The sequence below is a fragment of the Streptomyces sp. V4I23 genome (assembly GCF_030817975.1).
GTDB lineage: Bacteria > Actinomycetota > Actinomycetes > Streptomycetales > Streptomycetaceae > Streptomyces.
The window spans coordinates 3128475-3143499 of the sequence record NZ_JAUSZW010000004.1 but is presented as its reverse complement, the minus strand read 5'-3'; the positions used below and the strand labels follow the sequence as shown (position 1 = coordinate 3143499).

Sequence of the window (15025 nt, the reverse complement as noted above, 5' to 3'; positions counted from 1 at the left end):
GACCGGCGGTGACAGCGGGCGGGTGTCCGTTCAGCCCTCGCCGCCCGCGTCGCGGGAGCCGGAGCCGGAGCCGGAGCCGGAGACGGAGTCCGAGCCGTCGCCGCCCCCCTTGCGGGCGGCGACGGTGTGCGCCATCCCGGGCAGGAAGTCCGTGAACAGCTCGTGTACCTCGCGCACCAGCGGCCGCAGCACCCGGAACCGGGCGAGCGCCACACCACGGGCGGTCAGCCGGGCGCCGCGGACGGCCAGCCGCCGGCTGCGCTCGCTGTTCTCGGAGCGGTCGAACACCCAGTACAGGACGAGGCCCATCTGGGAGAGCCACATCAGCTCCGGGAGGATGTCCCGCAGTTCCTCGGCCACCTTCGCCTTCGAGCCTGCGAGGACCTCGCGGTGGACGGCGATGGCCTCCTCGCGGGCGTGCTCCGACTCGGGCGAGAAGGGGCTGAGCGGGCTCTCGGGGTCGGCGGCGTTCTTGAAGAACTGCGCCGCGAACTCGTGGTAGGGCTCGGCGATGTCCAGCCAGGCGGTCAGGACGCCCGCCATCCGCGCCTCGAAGTCGGTCTCCTTGTCCAGCACGGGCCGGACCGCCGCGCGGTGCTCGGCGGCGATCCGGTCGTAGAAGCCCTGGACGAGGTGTTCCTTGGAGCCGAAGTAGTAGTACGCGTTCCCCACCGAGACGCCGGCCTCCTTGGCGATGGCCCGCATCGTGGTCTTGTCGTAACCACGTTCCTGGAAGAGGCGGAGCGCCGTCTCCAGGATCAGCGTGCGGGTCTGCTCGCTCTTGGGAGCCTTGGCCTCGGTGGGGTCCTTCGGATCAGTCACGGTGCCCGAGCCTAACGGGGGACGGCGCACTGCTCTGCGCAGGGCGACGCGGTGCCGGGACGGCCCACGGCCTCGCGGTACTTGGCCGCGGCGAGCATGGTCACGCGGACGAACGGCGCCCCCGCGGGGGTGGCCAGCCAGTGGGCCCTGGACCGGTACTCGGCCAGCGCCCACAGGCAGACCACCCAGGCGGCCTGGCCGGTGTAGATCTGGCCGCTGTCCCCGATCACGGTGATCTCCCGCAGCGTCCGGGCGTGATCGAGCTCCGGATACCTGCGCTGCGCCTCCACCGATCCGGCGGGTACGGCACGCAGCGGGACGAGCTGCCGCTGCCGCAGAAGCCAGCTGCGCAGGTGGACGCAGAGGGGGCAGTTCGCGTCGTAGAGGACGGTCAGTGCGCGGACCGGGGCGGCCACCGCCGTCACGCCCCGGCGGGACCGGCGGCCGGTCCCTTCCACGGGTCGGCGGAGGACTGCCGGGTCCAGCCCTGCGGTCCGACCGGCGGGGTCTGCTCGCGCTCCATGACACCGCGTCGGCGGATCTTGTTGAGCACGTAGACGTTGCCGAGGTGCATCACGCCGAGGACGAGCAGCACGACGCCGATCTTCACCGACAGGGCCTCGAGGAGGCCGCGTGCGTCGGTGACTGCCTCGGAAGACCTCAGATACAGGGCGACGAAGCCCAGGTTGACCAGGTAGAAGCCGACCACCAGCAGGTGGTTGACGGCGTCGGCGAGCTTCTCGTTCCCCTTGAGCACGTCGGCGAGGAAGACCCTGCCGTTCCGGCTGAGGGTGCGGGCGACCCAGATGGTGAGCGCCACGCTGATCAGCAGGTACGAGACGTACGCGACAACAGTGAGGTCCATGCCCCACCCTCCCTTGAACATGTTCAAAAGCTGATGGACATGACTGTAGACCTCCTTTTGAACATGTTCAAGGCAGGTGTGAGGGCCGGGGGCCGGGCGCCCGGCGTGGGGCGGCTGTACGCCATCGAGCGCGTCAGCGGCACACAGGCGACGGTGGCCCTGGAGGGCGTTCTTCGAACGCCCTCCCCACCCCGGGAGTTGCCCCGCCGCGGCTGACTGTCAGAGGGGGCTTCTACTCTTCCGGCATGGCACACGTGAGGTTCGTCGACGAGACGACATCGGGAACCCGGGGTGACGCCCTCGGACTCCAGGTCGCCGAGGAGCGCCTCGCGCTGCGCGAGCTCATCCGCCGCCGCGCCGCCGAGGAGGCGGGCGCGGGCGGCGAGGACCGGGAGCGGGCGGGTGAGCGTGCCGTCGAGGCCTTCGGGCGGGGCGGCTTCCTGGTGCTCGTCGGCGACCGCCAGATCACCGAGCTGGACGAGACCGTCGACCTCGGCGCCGCCACCGAGGTCACCTTCCTCCGGCTCGTCCCGCTGGTGGGTGGCTGACATGAGCCGTGCTCAGATCGCGCGCCGGAGCCGGATGGAGGAGCTCGGCACCGCCCACTCACTGCACCAGTACCACGAGCTGATCACGCTGGTGCGCGAGGAGCAGGAGGCCGGCGGCCGGTTGCCGGGTCCGTTCGTCGCGCTGCTGCGCCGCACGATGCTGGAGACCTACGCCTACTCGCCCGAGCTGCAGGCCCTGCTCGACCGCATAGAGGACCCGGTGCTCAACCCGGGCGAGGCCTGGGCGGACCGGGCCCTCGCCGACGCCGCCGAGCTCGGGGACCCGGGTCGGCGGCTGCTCATGCACCTGAAGCAGGCCACCGCCGCCAAGCCGTCCGCCGCCTGGAACAGGGCGGCGGCCGCGCTGATCGACGAGATCGGCACGGAGGCCGCCCGCCGCCTGGTGCTCGACTGGCTCGACCGCACCGGCTCGCCGCGCACCCATCCGCTGTACGTCGCCCCCCGGGACCGCGACCACAACGCGCTGTTCGACCCGTACAACACCGACGCGCTGCGCGGCCTCGCCTGGCTCGCCGCACTGCTGCCGCCGTCGCAGGACGTGGCCCGCGCGCTCGGCGCCCTCGTGGAGACCGCGCTGCGCAAGGTCCGCGGCATCGGCCCCCGCGCCCCCAAGGTGGCGAACGCGGGCGTGACCGCCCTGTCCCTGGCGGACGGCGACGCCGCGCTCGCCGAGCTCGCCCGGCTGTCCACCCGGGTGACGTACAAGGGCACGCTCAAGCAGCTGAGCGCCGCGCTCGACGCCAAGGCCGAGGCCCTCGGCCTGACCCGCGAGGACATCGAGGAGCTGGCCGTCCCCTCGTACGGGCTCACCGAAGTGGGCCGGGGCGAGCGGCGACTGGGCGACAGCACCGCCGTCCTGGAGATCCACGGCGGCAAAGCGGTCCTCACTTGGCGCACCGCCGCCGGCAAGACGGTCAAGTCCGTGCCCGCCGCCGTCCGGCGCGACTTCCCCGACGAGGTCAAGGAGCTGCGCGCCGCGGTCAAGGACATCGACAGGATGCTCACGGCCGTCTCGGAGCGCCTCGACCGGCTGTTCCTGGCCCGCCGCGGCTGGGAGCTTTGGAGCTGGCGCGAGCGCTTCCTCGACCATCCGATCGTCGGCACCCTCGCACGCCGGCTGATCTGGCTGGTCGGGGACACACCCGTCGCGTTCGACGGCACGGACATCCGCACCCTCGAGGGCGACCCGGTCTGCGTCCCGAAGGCGGGGGCCCGCGTCGAGCTGTGGCATCCGGTGGGGCGGCCCGACCGCGAGATCGCGGCCTGGCGCGACCGGCTCGAACAGCTCGGCGTCACCCAGCCGTTCAAGCAGACGCACCGCGAGGTGTATCCCCTCACCGACGCCGAGCGCACCACCGGGACGTACTCCAACCGCTTCGCCGGCCACATCCTCGGCCAGTACCAGTTCAACGCCCTGGCGGCGGTGCGCGGCTGGACCGCCAAGCTGCGGCTGTGCGTCGACGACGCGTACCCGCCGGCCGTCCGCGAGCTGCCCGAGTGGGGCCTGCGCGCGGAGTACTGGATCGAGGGCGTCGGCGGCAGCGAGGACGGCGACCTCACCGACTCGGGGGCATACGCCCGCATCACCACCGACCAGGTCCGCTTCCACCGGATCGACGCCCCGGCGAACTGGGCGCACGCGGGCGGCGGGGAGTACCGCCCGAGCACGAACCGGTTCAGCCGCACCGCGCCCGCCGAGCCGGTGCCGCTCAGCGAGGTCCCGGCGCTCGTGCTGTCCGAAGCCCTGCGCGACGTCGACCTGTTCGTCGGCGTCTCCTCCGTGGGCAACGACCCCACCTGGCAGGACGGCGGCCCCCGCGGCCGCTTCCGCGACTACTGGAGCGCGTACGGCTTCGGCGAGCTGTCCGAGACGGCCGCGACCCGCAGGGACCTGCTGACCCGGCTCGTGGCCCGGCTCGCCATAGCCGACCGGTGCACGGTCGAGGGCCGGTTCCTCCACGTCCGCGGCGACCGCCACGCCTACCGCATCCACCTGGGCTCCGGCAACGTGTTGATCGACCCGCATGAGCGCTATCTGTGCATCGTCCCCGAGCGGGGAGCGACCGCCGCGGACCCCGGCTTCCTGCCGTTCGAGGGCGACCGGATGCTCACCGTGATCCTCAGCAAGGCGACACTGCTGGCGCGGGACTCCGAGATCACCGACCCGACGATCCTGAGCCAACTGTGATCCGCCGGGCCCTCGCCGGCTGACAGGCGAGGACCCGGCGGACCGGGCAAGCGGGCTGCAGCCGCCGCTTACATGCTGCTCAGCGAGCGCGCGTAGTTGATCTGCCCCATCACCTGCTGGAAGGTCTCCGGGCCCCGCGCCGGGATCATCGTCGAGTGGTGCTTGCCGTTGCTGGTGACGGTGACCTGGATGAAGCCGGTCGTCTGCTTCTCCTTCATCAGCAGGAAGAGCAGACCGAGCAGACAGAAGATGAAGAAGACGATGGCGAGCACGATCGCGTGCGTCGGGATCTTCTCCTCGGTGCGGGACATGTCCGTCGCGTTCCACACCGCGCCGCGCAGCGGCATCGACCCGGCGGGTGTCACGATCGAGTCGCCCATGACGGTGATGTCACCGATCGACACCAGCGGCTGACCGCCCGTCGGGGCGGGCGGGCCGCCCGTCACCGGGACCGGCACACCGGCGGGCTGCGTCTGGGCGTAGGAGGGAGGCGGGTCCTGGGGATAGCCGTAGCCCGGTGCCGCGTTCGGGTAGCCGTACGCCGGCGTCCCCGGCGGCTGCGTCGGCCCCCACTGGTACTCGGGCTCTCCGTCCCTGTACGGATTGGGCTCGGTCATCTCGTCCCCGCTTTCCTGCTGCGTCACGTCAGACGTTCCCCGATCCTGCCAGGTCCGCCCCCGGTCGGTGAAGCCCGTACGGCGATACGGGCAAGGGCCTCGACTCCACGGGCGGGAGTCGAGGCCCTTGACGCCACGTCACACGAAGATCTGTGGCATCTGCTGCATCAGAAGCGGCGCGTGATCAGCGCGCGCTTCACTTCCTGGATCGCCTTGGTGACCTCGATACCACGAGGGCAGGCGTCCGTGCAGTTGAACGTGGTGCGGCAACGCCACACGCCGTCCTTGTCGTTGAGGATCTCCAGGCGCTGCTCGCCCGCCTCGTCACGCGAGTCGAAGATGAAGCGGTGCGCGTTGACGATCGCCGCCGGGCCGAAGTACTGGCCGTCGTTCCAGAACACCGGGCACGAGGACGTGCACGCGGCGCACAGGATGCACTTGGTGGTGTCGTCGAAGCGCTCGCGGTCCTCGGCGGACTGCAGACGCTCACGCGTCGGCTCGTTGCCCTTGGTGACCAGGAACGGCATCACGTCGCGGTACGCCTGGAAGAACGGCTCCATGTCCACGACCAGGTCCTTGAGGACCGTCAGGCCCTTTATGGCCTCGATCGTGATGGGCTTCTCCGGGTTGATGTCCTTGATCAGCGTCTTGCAGGCGAGCCTGTTCTTGCCGTTGATCCGCATGGCGTCGGAGCCGCAGATGCCGTGCGCGCACGAGCGGCGGAAGGTCAGCGAGCCGTCGACGTCCCACTTGATCTTGTGGAGACCGTCGAGCACGCGCTCCTTGGGGTCGATCTCGATCTGGAAGTCCTCCCAGACCGCCGCGTCCGAGACCTCGGGGTTGAAGCGGCGGATCCGGAAGGTGACCGTGATGTACGGAGAGGCGGCCTTGGCCACCGCCTCGGCCTTGTCCATGACGGGGGTAGCCATCAGTACTTACGCTCCATCGGCTGGTAGCGGGTCTGGACGACCGGCTTGTAGTCGAGACGGACGGTCTCGGAGCCGTCGTCGCCCACCTCGCGGTACGCCATGGTGTGGCGCATGAAGTTGACGTCGTCGCGGTTCGGGAAGTCCTCGCGGTAGTGACCGCCGCGGGACTCCTTGCGGGCCAGGGCGGAGACGGCCATGACCTCGGCCAGGTCGAGCAGGTTGCCCAGCTCGATGGCCTCCAGCAGGTCCGTGTTGAACCGCTTGCCCTTGTCCTGGATGGACACGTTCAGATACCGCTCGCGCAGCTCGGCGATCTTCTCGACCGCGGTCTTGATCGTCTGCTCGGTGCGGAACACCATCACGTTGGCGTCCATCGTCTCCTGGAGCTCCTTGCGCAGCACCGAGACGCGCTCCGAGCCCGTGGAGTTGCGCAGGCGCTCGACCTGCTCCTGGACGAACGACGCCGGGTTCTCGGGCAGGTCGACGTAGTCGGCCTTCGCGGAGTACTCGGCGGCGGCGATGCCGGCCCGCTTGCCGAAGACGTTGATGTCCAGCAGCGAGTTGGTGCCCAGGCGGTTGGCGCCGTGCACCGACACACAGGCGACCTCACCGGCGGCGTACAGACCGGGGACGACGGTGGTGTTGTCGCTGAGGACCTCACCCTCGACGTTGGTCGGGATGCCGCCCATGGCGTAGTGCGCGGTCGGCTGGATCGGGATCGGGTCCGTGTAGGGCTCGATGCCGAGGTACGTGCGCGCGAACTCGGTGATGTCCGGGAGCTTGGCGTCCAGCTGCTCCGGCGGCAGGTGGGTCAGGTCCAGGAAGACGTGGTCGCCCTCGGGACCGCAGCCGCGGCCCTCGCGGATCTCCGTGTAGATGGAGCGTGAGACGACGTCACGGGACGCGAGGTCCTTCATGACCGGCGCGTACTTCTCCATGAAGCGCTCGCCGTCCTTGTTGCGGAGGATGCCGCCCTCACCGCGGGCGCCCTCCGTCAGCAGGATGCCCATGCGCCAGATGCCCGTCGGGTGGAACTGGAAGAACTCCATGTCCTCCAGCGGCAGACCGCGCCGGTAGCAGGCGGCCTGGCCGTCACCGGTCAGGGTGTGCGCGTTGGAGGTCACCTTGAAGAACTTGCCCGTGCCGCCGGACGCGTAGATCACGGCCTTCGCCTGGAAGATGTGGATCTCGCCGGTGGCCAGCTCGTAGGCGACCACGCCGGCGGACGTCTTGACGCCGTCGACCTCGGTGATCAGCTGGTCCAGGACGTAGAACTCGTTGAAGAACTCCACGCCCTCCTTGACGCAGTTCTGGTACAGCGTCTGGAGGATCATGTGGCCGGTGCGGTCCGCGGCGTAGCAGGACCGGCGGACCGGGGCCTCGCCGTGGTTGCGGGAGTGACCGCCGAAGCGGCGCTGGTCGATGGTGCCGTTCGGGGTCCGGTTGAACGGCAGGCCCATCTTCTCCAGGTCGAGGACGGCGTCGATGGCCTCCTTCGCCAGGATCTCGGCGGCGTCCTGGTCGACCAGGTAGTCACCGCCCTTGACCGTGTCGAAGGTGTGCCACTCCCAGTTGTCCTCCTCCACGTTCGCCAGCGCGGCGGCCATGCCGCCCTGCGCGGCGCCCGTGTGGGAGCGGGTCGGGTAGAGCTTCGTCAGCACGGCGGTGCGGCTGCGCTTCGTCGCCTCGATGGCGGCGCGCATGCCGGCGCCGCCGGCGCCGACGATGACGGTGTCGTACTTGTGGATCTTCATGAGTGGATTACCTCAGCCCCGTGCCTAGCGGATGTTCGGGTCGAAGGTGAAGATCACCAGCGTGCCCAGAAGGATGGTGAACACCGTGGCGGTGTACAGCAGGCCCTTGAGCCACAGACGCGTGTTCGCGCGCTCCGCGTAGTCGTTGATGACAGTGCGGAGGCCGTTGGCGCCGTGCAGCATGGCAAGCCACAGCATCAGCAGGTCCCAGGTCTGCCAGAACGGGGACGCCCAGCGGCCGGCCACGAAGGCGAAGCCGATCTTGGAGACGCCGCCGTCGAGCACCAGCTGGATCAGCAGGTGGCCGATGACCAGGACGACGAGGACGATGCCCGAGAGGCGCATGAAGAGCCATGCGGCCATCTCGAAGTTGCCCCGGGTCGACTTCGGGGTCTTCTTGGTGCGCTTGCGCGGGGCCTCGATGTACGGGGCCGGGTTGTCGACGTCATAGACGCGCCCGCCCTCGACCTCGCCGATCGAGGAAGAAACCTCAGTGGACATCTCTCGCCTCAGCTCCCGAACAGTTCACGAGCGGCATGGCCGAGCACCGGGTACAGCGCTCCAGCCATCAGCACAATCCAGACGGCCATCACGGTCCAGAGCATCTGCTTCTGGTAGCGCGGGCCCTTGGACCAGAAGTCCACGGCGATGACACGCAGGCCGTTGAGCGCGTGGAAGAGAATCGCGGCGACGAGGCCGTATTCGAGCAGCGCGACGATCGGCGTCTTGTAGGTGGCGACGACCTCGTCGTACGCCTCGGGGGAGACGCGGACGAGCGCGGTGTCCAGCACGTGTACGAACAGGAAGAAGAAGATGAGGACGCCGGTGACTCGGTGAGCCACCCAGGACCACATTCCTTCCCGGCCGCGGTACAGCGTTCCAGCCGGCACGGAAGAACCCTCCGGGAGCGGGGATTGGGGCCTGCCGCCATCTTCTACTTGAAACAAGCACAGCGGGTGTCGGTCTGGCCCGGCCGGGTACGGTCCACCGGCCCCGGCCATCGTAGCGACGTGTTGTCGGTTCGTTCGCGCCGGGTCCACAGGTGTGATCAAACAGGCAGCCAAAAGGCCCGGACGGGCTAGACGCGGCGCCATGCGGACACCCGACGCCGGACTACGGACGGCCGGCCATGGCCCGGGCCACCCGGGCGCGCGCGAGGGCGCGCAGTTCGTCGGCGGAAACGGACCGTTCTTCGTCAGGTTCGTGGGAGAGCCGGCCGTGAATACCGGTGAGTAGTTGATCGAGATGCTCGTCCGGGCCGTATTTGTCGAGACAGATGACGAACGCGTGCCCGAATCGGCTCTCGTAGGCGGCGTGCGCGGCCGCGAGCGCGGTGTGCGCCGCCTGGGGTGCGCGGGGGTGCAGGGCGGCGGAGGACTCGCGGGACAGCGCCTCGTGCATGTCGGTGGGGGTGAGGTCGTACCCGGCCTCGTCGCAGGCGGCCAGCAGCGCATCGAGGTCGGGGTAGGGCCGGTGGGCCGCGACCCGGCGGGCCCAGCGGAGGCTTCCGCAGCAGGTCAGCAGGAGGGCCTCGGCGGCCTCGGCCGGTGCGCCGTTGAAGTGGGCGAGTCCCGTCGGCGTGCCGTGCCGGGGCGGTATGGGCGAGGGGGCGAGAGTGCTCCGGGTGGAGCGGAGTGCCGACGGTCGCTCAGGGGTGCCGGCGTGGGAATCGCTGGACAGCGGGGACTCCTCGAAAAGCCAGCGGGACGGCTGGAAAGGGAGGGAAGGATGAGTCGCAACGCTATCGACGGGTGTCGAGAGTTGTCCGATGGATGCGCAAATTTCACCCGAACGGGAGAGTTTGGGCTCATGCGATGGACGCCGAGGGTGGAGTCTGGACAGGACGGTCGGTGTACTTCGATCGGGTTCATCCGCATCCGGGAGGTTTTGCGCATGATGAGGCGTTCGCGAAAGAGGCAGGTCACCGGGGCGATGGCCGCCGCCGTCGCCGTCCTCTCGGGCACCATGACCGGCTGCTCCGACGACGGACGGGCGGCGCCCCTCACCGCCCCGGACCGGGCCGCACCCGGCACTCCGTCCCCCACGCCGAGCCCCACCCGCAGCCACGCCCTGTCGAGACCGCCCGCCACCATCCCCTCCGTACGCGAGCACCAGGCCGCCCGCGGCCCCGGCTGGAGCCGCACGGCGGACAGCGCCGTCGTCGTCGCCAAGGGCAGCGAGGAGCTGGCGGACGAGGGCCGCCTGATCGCCCAGGAGCTGAAGCTGGGCTTCCGGGGCACGAACGCGGCCCGCTCCGGCGACGTGGAGCTGGCGCTCACGGGCGGCGGCGCCCCCGAGTCGTACACCCTGGCCACCCGGGGCGGACGGGTCCGCATCACCGGCCCCGACCAGGCCGGCGTCTTCTACGGGACCCGCACCCTCAAGCAGGCCGTGCGCTCCGGCGGCGCGATGCCCGAAGGCGTCGTACGCGACCGGCCCGACCGCCCCCAGCGCGGACTGAACGTCGACATCGCCCGCAAGCACTTCACCGCCGGATGGATAGAGGACCGGCTGCGCGAGATGGCCGACCTCAAGCTGAACCAGCTCGGGCTGCACTTCTCCGACGACCAGGCCTTCCGCATCCAGTCCGACTCGCACCCCGAGATCGTCTCCGATCCGCATCTGACCAAGGCCGAGGTCCGCCGCATCCTGGCGCTCGCCGCCCGGCTGCACATCACCGTCGTCGGCGAGATCGACTCGCCCGGACACCTGGGCGCCGTGCTGCGCGCCCATCCTCAGCTCCAGCTGCGCAACGTGCAGGGAGTGCCCCGGCAGGGCGCGATCGACATCTCGAACCCCGGGGCCGCGAAGATCGTCGACGACCTGCTGCGCGAGTACACCGCGCTGTTCGGGGGCGCGTGGTTCCACGTCGGCGCCGACGAGTACCAGGCGCTGACCGTGAGCGACCCGGCCGCCTCCTACCCGCAGCTGGCGACGGCCGCCCGCGAGAAGTACGGCGCCGGAGCCGGCGTCCAGGACCTCGCCGAGGGCTGGCTGAACGACCGCGCGGCCGTGGTGCGCGAACGGAAGAAGCAGCCCAAGGCGTGGAACGACGGGTTCTTCACCGGGGGAGTGGTGAGCGCCGACAAGAACATCGAGGTCGAGTACTGGACGGGCAAGGAGATCGGGGCGCGCCCGCCCGACGAGTACCTGGCCGAGGGCCGCAAGCTGGTGAACCTCAACGACGAGTACCTCTACTACGTGCTCGGCGAGCCGAACCAGTTCACGTACCCGACCGGCCGCCGGATCTACGAGGAGTGGACACCGCTGGTGCTGCGCGGCACCCAGCCGGTGCCGCAGCGGTACTCGTCGCAGATCCTCGGCGGCCGCTTCGCCGTCTGGTGCGACCTCGCGAACTCCCAGACACAGGACCAGGTCGCGGCGGGCATCCGCCGGCCGCTCCAGGCCACGGCCCAGAAGCTGTGGGACCCGCGCATGCCCGCGCGCGACTGGCAGTCCTTCACGGAGCTGGCGCGGACGCTGGGCTGAGCACGGGGCGGACGAGCGCCGGGACAAAATCGTTGAGTATTGGACTTCAGTCACAGAGTGACGCATTCGAGCCATCGGGCGCTGTAAGAGCAGTGACTTCGTCGCCGATGGGAGGCGTCCGTATGACGTCCAAGAGCCTGACGGAACTGATCGCAGGGGCGGACGAGCGCGCTCTCGCCGCGAGCGGGCTCGCCTGCCTGGACCGCTGCCTGCCGCTGCTCGTGGACGAGATGGACGTGCTCCGCCCGCTGTGGTCCGGCATCGCCGCGGGCGAGGACGGCTGGGCCGATCGGCTCGCCACCGCCAGGGCCGCGCTCGACGCCGTCCCCGCCGCGGACGAGGCGGCCGCACCGGTACGGCAGATGATCGGTGCCGCGCCCTCCGAGTGGGTGGCCGAGCGGCTCGCCGAGTGGGCGTCGGCGTGCTCCGCCTTGGCGCTCGAGGTCCACCAGGAGCTCGACCCGACCGACGGCGCCGACGGGCCCCTCGTCGCGGGGGAGGAGCGGCGCCAGATACAGATCCTGGAGATCCTCCTGGCGACCGAGGGCACCGCCGGCCTGCGCCGTGCCATGGACCTGGCCACCGAGGGCCGGCGGGTGCTGCGCGCGGCGCTGTCCCGCAGAGCGCGCTCCCAGTCCTGACCGACGCCCCAGGACGTTTCGGGACTTCCCGGAACGACGGCGGCGGCCGGCGCCCCGCCAGGGCGCCGGCCGCCGCCGCACCTGTCGGCTCAGCCCGCGGCGTACGGGGACGCGCCCGCCGCCGTGCGGATCCCCGGCAGGGCGGAGTACAGCGTTCTGCCCGGGCACAGGGTCGCGTAGCCGTCACGGTGTCCGGAGATCGTGTACAGCGTGGCCTTGTCGCCCTTCTTCCACACCCCGGTGTCGGCGGCCGCGGTGAGCGTCACCTTGGCCTCCGGGTCGACGCCGTGCAGTCCGAGCTTCCACGCGGAGATGTCGGCGACGGCCTGCTGGGCCGCGGCCGTCGGCGTACCGCCGTTCTCGTAGTCGCCGAGGACGGAGACACCGGACGAGTAGCCGTTGAAGCCGTACGTGTGGGCGCCCTGGACGGGCTTGTCCACGCCGCCCGCGCGGCCCTCGAAGACCGTGCCGCACTTGTCGACGAAGAAGTTGTAGCCGACGTCGTTCCAGCCGTTCGTCTTTACGTGGTACGTGAGGATCGCGCGGATGATGGCGGGCGACTCGGAGCAGTCGTAGTCGTTCGTACCGGCCGTGTGGTGCACGAACACCGCGTCGACCTTGCCGAGGTACGCCGGCGGGTCCTGGACGAGCGACTCGTCCGCGCCCCACTCGGCCCGGCTCACGATCGCGGGCGCGGTCGGCGCGGGCGTGCTGTCACTCGGAGCCGGGGTGCCGCTCGGGTCGGCGGTCGGGACGTCCGTCGGGCCGGTGGACGGGGCCGGCTCCGACGGTGAGGCCGTCGGCTCCGCGGGAGCCGAGGACTCGGCCGGCGGCTCGGACGACGGCTCGCTCGCAGACGGCGCCACGGTCGGCTCCTGCGACGGCGCGGGCTCCGACGGCTCGGCGGGCGTCCGGCTCGGCGCGGGCTCGGCGGAGGCGGTGGGCTCCTCGCTGACGGACGGCGCGGGCTCGGCCGGGGCGTCGCTCGACTCGGCGGGCGCCACGGTCGGCGAGGCGGGCGGCGCTTGGTCCGTCGGCTCACCGCCGGTGCTCTCGGAGGGCGCGGTGGACGCGACCGGTTCCGACGGCTCCGCCGCCGGCTTGCCGGGCGACTTCGAACGCTCGGGCTTCGCCGTCGTCCGTACCTTGCCGCCGCCGCTCACGCCCTTGGCGGTCTCGCCGTCCACCGTCCCCGGGTCGACCATGTCCAGCCGCAGCGCCTTCGGGACCGCGGTCTCCTCGCCGTCGGCCAGGACCCGCGCCTCGACGGCGTCCGAGGGCCCCACCCACAGCGGCTCGGACGCGCCGCGCACGCCGGACGTGCCGCCCTCGGCGGACTCCGGCGCCTGGATGCCGAACTCGAGGCCGCGCCAGTCCGACCAGGTGCCCGCGTCCGCACTGCGGGTACGGATCTGGGCCGTGCCCTCGAAGGCGTCGGCGCTGTCCTCCCAGGACACCCCCACCAGCGAGAACATCTGCGTGTCCGTACGCGGCAGCGTGCGCTGCTTCGGGTCCTTGCCGTCCAGCGGCAGGACGTGCGCCTTCGCCGGACGCGCGCTGTCGCCCGCGCCCGCGTCCCCGGAGGAGCCGGTGACGGCCACGGCCGTGACCCCGCCGCCCCCGAGAACGACGGCTCCCGCCACCAGCCAGACCGTGCGTCGTGCCGTGCTCGTCCGCGGTGCGCGGGCTCTTCTCGGACTCATGCCCCATCCCTCGTACGCAAGTGATCGACGCCCACGTGGAGTTGCCCCACCGGATGCGGCCGCGGACGTCCGCCGCGACCGCACTCCGATGGGCGGCAGGCCAACCCCCCTCGGATCAGCGCCTGCCGTCTCTCCGTCCCGCCGCCGCGCATTGCCGACCGGGAGCACCGGAATTCCGGAGCTCCGTGATCCCCGCGCGGGAAAGCGGTTTCACGTGGAACCAGGCCGCGGTTATACACCACAGGGGAACGCGCGCGCGAGTGAGGGGAAGAAAGGGACGAACTGACGGCGAATCAGCGCTCCATTGCCCCTGTATGTCCGACCGCTTGACGAGACATCAGTCACCTGATCCATAATCCGCTGCCGCGCTCGCGAGGTGGTCCTACCCCTGCTCGCGCGCAGGAGAGCGGCACTGTTCAGGCGCGTCGGAATTCCCCGGCGGGCTTATTCGGCGTGCCGTTTTCGCCTGCGGAGCAATTCCGTTCGGTGGGTGCGGTGCGCCGTACGGAAAGGTATCGAGGTGAAAATCCCCTACGGGAGATATATCTCCTGTTTGGTGGTGTCGGCGGTGGCGGGAACGCTGCTGCCGCAGGTCGCCTATGCGGCCCCACCGTCTTCGCCAGGAAAGGACGACGACAAGGGCGTCGTCGACACGATAGCGGGCTGGTTCTCGGACGAGGACGAGGCCAAGGCCGCGAAGCCGCCGGTGGGCGGCAAGCTGGAGATCCCGAGCCGGGAGAAGCTGCCCAAGGGCGAGAAGCTGCCGCCCGCGAAGCGGGTCAAGGAGCTGGTCGAGCGGCGTACGCCGCAGGCGCGGTTCTGGCAGATGTCGGACGGGCGGGTGGAGGCCGAGCTGTCGGCCAGGCCCGTGTCGTACCGGTCGGGCGGGTCGTGGAAGCCGATCGACACGACGGTGCGTGCCTCGGACGCGAAGGGCTTCGAGTTCGCGAACACGACCAACACCGGGCGTAGTTGGTTCGGCAAGGACCCGTCACGGCTGGTGCGGTTCGAGACGGCCGCGGGGCACGCGGTCACGCTCGGCCTGGAGGGTGCGGCCAAGGGCGTCGCGCCGTCCGCGAAGGGTGACACGGTCACCTACAAGGGCCTGGCGTCGGGTGCGGACGTCGCCTACCGGGTGGGCCGGGGCCGGGTGAAGGAGAACATCACCCTGGCCGAAAAGCCCGCCGAGCCGGTGAAGTTCACCTTCACGCTGGACGCGGGCGCTCTGGAGCCGAAGGAGCGGGGCGACGGTTCGATCGCCCTGTTCGGCGAGGATCCGGCGAACCCGGTGCTGGTGATTCCTCCGGCGTTCATGACGGACGCGAAGAAGGACAAGGCGTCTCCGTACGGCACCTCGTACAGCGCGAAGGTGGCGCAGGAGCTGTCCCGGCACGGAAAGCAGTGGCGGCTGACCGTCACTCCGGATGCCAAGTGGCTGGCGGCGCCGG

At 70.7% G+C, this 15025-nt stretch carries 14 protein-coding genes; 4 read left to right on the top strand and 10 right to left on the bottom strand.

Annotation, left to right across the window (positions count from 1 at the left end):
* Positions 1-30: 30 nt before the first annotated feature.
* The 3 genes from QFZ82_RS16360 to QFZ82_RS16350 are packed head-to-tail and all read right to left on the bottom strand — an operon-like array spanning position 31 to position 1687.
* The gene (locus QFZ82_RS16360; RefSeq protein WP_307713884.1) at positions 31-822 is read right to left on the bottom strand and encodes a TetR/AcrR family transcriptional regulator; all 792 of its coding nucleotides are present in this window, start codon (positions 820-822) and stop codon (positions 31-33) included.
* Positions 823-833: 11 nt separating this feature from the next.
* Positions 834-1247, bottom strand: coding sequence for a thiol-disulfide oxidoreductase DCC family protein (locus tag QFZ82_RS16355; protein WP_307713883.1), 414 nt, complete (start codon positions 1245-1247; stop codon positions 834-836).
* Complete coding sequence (locus tag QFZ82_RS16350; RefSeq protein WP_307713882.1) at positions 1244-1687, bottom strand: hypothetical protein; 444 nt, start codon at positions 1685-1687, stop codon at positions 1244-1246. The genes QFZ82_RS16355 and QFZ82_RS16350 overlap by 4 nt, the downstream gene beginning before the upstream one ends.
* 245 nt (positions 1688-1932) lie before the next feature.
* On the opposite strand from QFZ82_RS16350, the gene QFZ82_RS16345 reads away from it, so the two are divergent.
* Both QFZ82_RS16345 and QFZ82_RS16340 read left to right on the top strand, forming a co-directional pair.
* Positions 1933-2235: a hypothetical protein gene (locus tag QFZ82_RS16345; protein WP_307713881.1), complete on the top strand. Its 303-nt coding sequence runs from the start codon at positions 1933-1935 to the stop codon at positions 2233-2235.
* Position 2236: 1 nt separating this feature from the next.
* Positions 2237-4444 (top strand): DUF4132 domain-containing protein, encoded by a 2208-nt coding sequence (locus QFZ82_RS16340; RefSeq protein WP_307713880.1) that lies wholly within the window; start codon positions 2237-2239, stop codon positions 4442-4444.
* Between the two features lie 68 nt (positions 4445-4512).
* Here the strand turns inward: QFZ82_RS16340 and QFZ82_RS16335 are convergent, their stop codons facing one another.
* The 6 genes from QFZ82_RS16335 to QFZ82_RS16310 all read right to left on the bottom strand — a co-directional run bounded on the left by QFZ82_RS16335 (position 4513) and on the right by QFZ82_RS16310 (position 9265).
* On the bottom strand, positions 4513-5061 hold the full coding sequence (locus QFZ82_RS16335) for a hypothetical protein (RefSeq protein ID WP_177153366.1): 549 nt from the start codon (positions 5059-5061) through the stop codon (positions 4513-4515).
* Between the two features lie 167 nt (positions 5062-5228).
* Positions 5229-5990 (bottom strand): succinate dehydrogenase iron-sulfur subunit, encoded by a 762-nt coding sequence (locus QFZ82_RS16330; RefSeq protein ID WP_307713879.1) that lies wholly within the window; start codon positions 5988-5990, stop codon positions 5229-5231.
* A complete protein-coding gene (gene sdhA, locus QFZ82_RS16325; RefSeq protein ID WP_307713878.1) occupies positions 5990-7744 on the bottom strand; it encodes a succinate dehydrogenase flavoprotein subunit in 1755 nt (584 codons plus the stop codon). Before sdhA ends, QFZ82_RS16330 begins: the two co-directional genes overlap by 1 nt.
* A 24-nt stretch (positions 7745-7768) precedes the next feature.
* A complete protein-coding gene (locus QFZ82_RS16320; protein ID WP_307713877.1) occupies positions 7769-8245 on the bottom strand; it encodes a succinate dehydrogenase hydrophobic membrane anchor subunit in 477 nt (158 codons plus the stop codon).
* A gap of 8 nt (positions 8246-8253) precedes the next feature.
* Positions 8254-8634 (bottom strand): succinate dehydrogenase, cytochrome b556 subunit, encoded by a 381-nt coding sequence (sdhC, locus tag QFZ82_RS16315; protein ID WP_307713876.1) that lies wholly within the window; start codon positions 8632-8634, stop codon positions 8254-8256.
* Between the two features lie 223 nt (positions 8635-8857).
* Positions 8858-9265: a 2-oxo-4-hydroxy-4-carboxy-5-ureidoimidazoline decarboxylase gene (locus QFZ82_RS16310; protein WP_373429422.1), complete on the bottom strand. Its 408-nt coding sequence runs from the start codon at positions 9263-9265 to the stop codon at positions 8858-8860.
* A 372-nt stretch (positions 9266-9637) separates the two neighbouring features.
* Between QFZ82_RS16310 and QFZ82_RS16305 the strand changes: the two genes are divergently transcribed.
* Both QFZ82_RS16305 and QFZ82_RS16300 read left to right on the top strand, forming a co-directional pair.
* Entirely contained in the window at positions 9638-11233 is a 1596-nt protein-coding gene (locus tag QFZ82_RS16305; RefSeq protein ID WP_373429291.1) for a glycoside hydrolase family 20 protein, read from the top strand.
* A 122-nt stretch (positions 11234-11355) separates the two neighbouring features.
* Positions 11356-11874 carry a hypothetical protein gene (locus QFZ82_RS16300; protein WP_307713875.1) on the top strand — a complete coding sequence of 173 codons (519 nt, stop codon included), beginning with the start codon at positions 11356-11358 and terminating at the stop codon, positions 11872-11874.
* Between the two features lie 89 nt (positions 11875-11963).
* Here the strand turns inward: QFZ82_RS16300 and QFZ82_RS16295 are convergent, their stop codons facing one another.
* Positions 11964-13577 carry an N-acetylmuramoyl-L-alanine amidase gene (locus QFZ82_RS16295; RefSeq protein WP_307713874.1) on the bottom strand — a complete coding sequence of 538 codons (1614 nt, stop codon included), beginning with the start codon at positions 13575-13577 and terminating at the stop codon, positions 11964-11966.
* Between the last annotated feature and the right edge of the window lie 1448 nt (positions 13578-15025).

Coding starts and splice junctions, on each gene's coding strand:
- QFZ82_RS16320 (WP_307713877.1), bottom strand. CDS start 8,245: ATGTCCACTGAGGTTTCTTCCTCGATCGGCGAGGTCGAGGGCGGGCGC.
- QFZ82_RS16345 (WP_307713881.1), top strand. CDS start 1,933: ATGGCACACGTGAGGTTCGTCGACGAGACGACATCGGGAACCCGGGGT.
- QFZ82_RS16330 (WP_307713879.1), bottom strand. CDS start 5,990: ATGGCTACCCCCGTCATGGACAAGGCCGAGGCGGTGGCCAAGGCCGCC.
- QFZ82_RS16335 (WP_177153366.1), bottom strand. CDS start 5,061: ATGACCGAGCCCAATCCGTACAGGGACGGAGAGCCCGAGTACCAGTGG.
- QFZ82_RS16340 (WP_307713880.1), top strand. CDS start 2,237: ATGAGCCGTGCTCAGATCGCGCGCCGGAGCCGGATGGAGGAGCTCGGC.
- sdhA (WP_307713878.1), bottom strand. CDS start 7,744: ATGAAGATCCACAAGTACGACACCGTCATCGTCGGCGCCGGCGGCGCC.
- QFZ82_RS16305 (WP_373429291.1), top strand. CDS start 9,638: ATGATGAGGCGTTCGCGAAAGAGGCAGGTCACCGGGGCGATGGCCGCC.
- QFZ82_RS16300 (WP_307713875.1), top strand. CDS start 11,356: ATGACGTCCAAGAGCCTGACGGAACTGATCGCAGGGGCGGACGAGCGC.
- QFZ82_RS16295 (WP_307713874.1), bottom strand. CDS start 13,577: ATGAGTCCGAGAAGAGCCCGCGCACCGCGGACGAGCACGGCACGACGC.
- QFZ82_RS16350 (WP_307713882.1), bottom strand. CDS start 1,687: ATGGACCTCACTGTTGTCGCGTACGTCTCGTACCTGCTGATCAGCGTG.